The following is a 4,170-nucleotide window of genomic DNA, read 5'->3' as shown; positions in this document are numbered from 1 at the left end:
GTGGTCAGTGCACCGACGATCGAGTCCCCGGTGACGACGCTGTAGAGGACGGCGCCGAACGCCGCCGCGGCGATCGTCCCGATGGCGTACTCGACGGTCGACATGCCCGCCTCGTCGGCGACGACGGTCGTCAGCCGGACATTGATCTGGCGGATCGCATTGTGCAGCATTGCTTTTCCCTTCTCCGATGTGAATTTCGACTTCGGTTCCGGTCACAGCAGCCCGGCCCCGAAGATCTTTCCGGCCAGGCCCGCCACGACCGGGACGATACCCAGGCAGACGAAGGCCGGCAGGAAGCACAGGCCGAGTGGGCCGGCGATGTGGACCCCGGCCCGCTCGGCGGCGGCCGCGGCGAGGTGGATGGCGTCCTGACGCGACTGCTCCGCCAGATCGGCGGCTCCGCCAGCCAGCGCACTGCCGGAGGACGCCGACCGCCGGGCCAGACGGGCCAGTGCCGCGCACGCGTCGTCGTCACTCGGGTGCACCCGCCAGGCCGAGTCGGGGTCGGCGCCCAGTGCGAGCAGATCCGCGGCGCGGCTCAGCAGCGCACCCAGCGCCGGTGTAGCGGAGCCGGCGGTGGCGCGGGCCGCGGCCGGCACCGTCATTCCGCCCGACAGGCATACCGACAGCACGTCCAGCGCCGATGCCGCGGCGAACGGGTCACCAGGCCGCACGCGGCCGCGGGCCTCCCGCCGGCGGGGGGCCGCCGCACCGGCACGCAACCGCGCACCGGCCGGACCGGCACCGACGATCAGTGCGGCCGCCAGCAGCAACGCGGCGGCGCTCATGCCATGAGCCGATCGATGATGCGGTCTGCCCAGGCCACCCCGGCGCAGATGAAGGTGACACCAATGATCAGCAGTGCCCCGCCCAGCCCCCCGCCGAGCAGGAAACGCAGCGGTTCGGCTCCGATGAGCTGACCGAACAGCACGCCCAGCAACGGCAGGGCGGCCAGGATGGCGGCGGTGGCTCGTGCGCCGGCCAGCGCCGCATGGGTGCGATCGGCGAACCGCTGCCGGTCCACGATGTCGCGGTGGGCGGTCCGCATCAGAACCGACATCGGCAGACCGTGTTCGGCCGCCAGATCCCAGCACACGGCGAGCCGGTTCCAGTACTGCGGCACCGGCGAAGCACCCGCCGCCGCCCGGATACCGTCTGCCACATCCGCACCGAGTTGCGCGCGACTGGCGACGGCACGCAGCGAGTCACCCACCCCACCAACCGATTCCGATGCAGCAACGGCGAAGGCGGCGATGGGATGTGCCCCCACCCGCAGCTCACCGGTCAGTAGTTCCAGTGCCGCTGCCAGAGCCCGGCCCTCCCGCAGCCGCAGGCGCATCCGTCGCCGGCGGCGGATGCGGCCCACGACGGCCGCTGCTGCGACCACACCGGCAACCAGAGCCGGGGCCGGCACCGACACCGCGGTCGCAGCCGCAAGCACAGCGAGAGAACCCGTCGCGAGTGCCCGCCGGGAGCAGCGATGCCGCACCGGTATCGCGATCCGGCCGTGTGGACCGCCCGGCGCCACCAACACGGCCAGAGCCAATAGCCCTGCGGCAAGGGAGATTCCGCTCATGACGCGCACCGCTGTTCGATCAGCCGCCGCAGGTCTTCGGCGGCCTCGGCGGGCCCGCCGTCGGCCCGCCAGGCTGGCACGGTGAAGCAGTAGCCGGCAGCGTCGCGACGAAGCAGCGCGATCTCGGTCAGCCGGCGACGCCCGCTGCAATCCCGGTTGACGTGCACCACCACCCGTACCGCGGCGGCCAGTTGACTGTGCAGCGCCGCGCGGTCGAGGCCGCCGAGCGCGGCGAGCGCCTCCAACCGCGCCGGCACCTCGGCAGGGCTGTTGGCGTGCACGGTGCCGCTGCCGCCGTCATGACCGGTGTTGAGCGCAGCAAGCAGATCCACCACTTCGGCTCCCCGGACTTCTCCGACGACGATGCGATCCGGTCGCATGCGCAGCGCCTGGCGAACCAGCTGGCGCTGGGTGATCTCGCCGACGCCCTCGATGTTGGCGTTGCGGGCCACCAGCCGGACCAGATGCGGGTGCGGCGGCGCCAGTTCCGGTGCGTCCTCCACGCACACAATGCGTTCCCCCGGGCCGACCGCGCCCAGCGCGGCGGCCAGCACGGTGGTCTTGCCGGCGCCGGTACCGCCGGAGACCAGGAAGGCCAACCGCGCGGCGATGATGTCGCGCAGCAGCCGGCCGGCGGGCGGGTCGATAGCACCGGCAGCCATCAGTGCGACCAGGTCGTGGACGGCGGGTCGCAGTACGCGCAGCGAAAGGCAGGTGCCTGCGGCGGCGATCGGTGGCAGCACGGCATGCAGGCGAACCGTGAACCGGCCGTTGCCCACGCCGGTCAGCTGACCGTCCACCCACGGTTGGGCGTCATCGAGCCGGCGACCGGCCGCCGCGGCGAGCCGCTGGGCGAGCCGCCGGACGGACGCTTCATCGGGGAAGCGAATATCGCAGCGCCGCAGTCCATTTCCGTCATCGACCCAGACATCGGCGGGTCCGGTGACCAGGACGTCGGTGGTCCCCTCTGCCCGCAGTATCGGCTCGAGAATTCCGGCGCCGGTCAATTCGGTCTCGATGGCCCGAAGAGTGCTGAGCACTTCACCATCGCTGAGGACGCCGCCGGACTCCGCCCTGATCGCGGCGGCCAGGACCGTGGGCCGCAGCGGCGCCGACTCCGCCGCGAGCCGCTCCCGCACGCGCTGGATCAGCGGCGCGTTCACGCCGCCCGCCCGGCGTCGGTGCGATGCAGGGCATTAAGAACTCTGCGGGCCGCCAGGGTCAGTGGTGAACGTCGGCGAAGTCGCAGCCCGCTCTGTTCGAGCCGCTGGGCCAGGAGCGGCTCGGGACGCATCGCAGCCAGCAGCGGCACACCCGCCGCGGCGGCGACTTCCCGGGCGCGCAGGCCGCCGGGCGAGGGACCGCGCACCACAAGGCCCAGAGCCGGGTTGACGGTGGCCAGTGCCGTCACGGTCGCCGCGGTGGCGGCGACACCGCGCACGTCACAGGTCGTCACCACGACGACCAGGTCGGCGTGCTGCAGCGCACACTCCGCAGCCGGACTGATGTGCCGGGGAATGTCGCAGACCACGGTCACCCCGCCGCGCCGGCCCGCGTCCGTTACCGCCGCCACGGCACCAGGATCGATCTCGTGGAATACGCGGGTGGCCGACAGCATGCTGACTCCGTCGCGCCGCGGGAGCACATCGCGGACCGCCGTCCAGCCGAGCCGCCCGCTGTGCACCCGCACGTCGGGCCAGCGCAGGCCGGGTAGCGACTCGCCACCCAGCAGCAGATCCAGCCCGCCGCCACAGTGGTCGACGTCGATGAGCAGCGCCTCACCGGCCGACAAGGCCAGCGCTGCGGAGAGAACCGAGGCGCCGCCACCGCCGCGGCCGGCGGTGACGGCGATCACACGACCGCCGCGTTCCGACGATCCCGCTTCGACTGCATCGGCAAGGTGTTGCATCAATTCGGCGTCCTGGGACGGCAGTACGCACACCTGCTGTGCGCCGACATCCACTGCGGCAGTCCATATCTCGGCCGACGGCGGCTGAGCGCCGACCAGTAGCACGCCATCGCGCCGAGGCAGTCCCTCGTGGACGCACCGACGGGCACCCGCTTCGTCGAGCACGATGGCGTCGGCACCGAGCCAGCCACGGCGGCTCGGGGTGACCACTCGGGCCGCGCGGGCGCCGACGGCCGCGACGACCCGGTCGGCAGCGGCGGACAGCTCGGGATCGCCGAGCACCAGAAGAACGATCGGTGTGGCATATGTCACGCGACACACCGTGTCGCAGAACGATGTCCATGCGCCAGCCGCAGAATCCGGGCATGTGCATGGAAGTCAGCCTGGGGATGGACGGTCCGCGGCGGGCATCAAAGCCGCGGCCAGCAAACTTTCCCCACAAAAGGGACGACCCTCGCCAGGGGGGGAGGAGGCGAGGGTCGTCGTGTATCAGCCCCGGGGGGTCGGGCTGATGCACGCTCGACCTAAGCCGAGCGATGCCAACTATACACACGATCCGGGGGCGCAGCGCAAGCAGAAAACCAAATTGAAACCGAGGTGTTTCCTGTGAATCTGCACCCTCCGACAGCTGGCATCAACTGCCAAAATCCGCCGCATCGGTGCGGTCGGCGATCTTCCCGGACGG

At 71.7% G+C, this 4,170-nt stretch carries 5 protein-coding genes; all 5 read right to left on the bottom strand.

Going from position 1 to position 4,170, the window contains the following annotated elements; translation table 11 throughout:
* A partial coding sequence (locus ADBZ6I_RS16405) for a DUF4244 domain-containing protein (protein WP_526385714.1) occupies positions 1-170 on the bottom strand: 170 nt, incomplete at its 3' end.
* Between the two features lie 42 nt (positions 171-212).
* Positions 213-788, bottom strand: coding sequence for a type II secretion system F family protein (locus ADBZ6I_RS16400; protein WP_526385710.1), 576 nt, complete (start codon positions 786-788; stop codon positions 213-215).
* Positions 785-1,576 carry a type II secretion system F family protein gene (locus ADBZ6I_RS16395; RefSeq protein WP_526385707.1) on the bottom strand — a complete coding sequence of 264 codons (792 nt, stop codon included), beginning with the start codon at positions 1,574-1,576 and terminating at the stop codon, positions 785-787. The genes ADBZ6I_RS16400 and ADBZ6I_RS16395 overlap by 4 nt, the downstream gene beginning before the upstream one ends.
* Positions 1,573-2,739 (bottom strand): TadA family conjugal transfer-associated ATPase, encoded by a 1,167-nt coding sequence (locus ADBZ6I_RS16390; RefSeq protein WP_526385705.1) that lies wholly within the window; start codon positions 2,737-2,739, stop codon positions 1,573-1,575. Before ADBZ6I_RS16390 ends, ADBZ6I_RS16395 begins: the two co-directional genes overlap by 4 nt.
* Positions 2,736-3,767 carry a septum site-determining protein Ssd gene (gene ssd, locus ADBZ6I_RS16385; protein ID WP_526385712.1) on the bottom strand — a complete coding sequence of 344 codons (1,032 nt, stop codon included), beginning with the start codon at positions 3,765-3,767 and terminating at the stop codon, positions 2,736-2,738. The genes ADBZ6I_RS16390 and ssd overlap by 4 nt, the downstream gene beginning before the upstream one ends.
* Positions 3,768-4,170 lie beyond the last annotated feature (403 nt).

It is taken from the genome of Mycobacterium sp. (assembly GCF_044342925.1).
Lineage (GTDB): Bacteria > Actinomycetota > Actinomycetes > Mycobacteriales > Mycobacteriaceae > Mycobacterium.
Note: the sequence above shows the minus strand (reverse complement) of the source record. Positions and strands in the feature narration are given on the sequence as shown.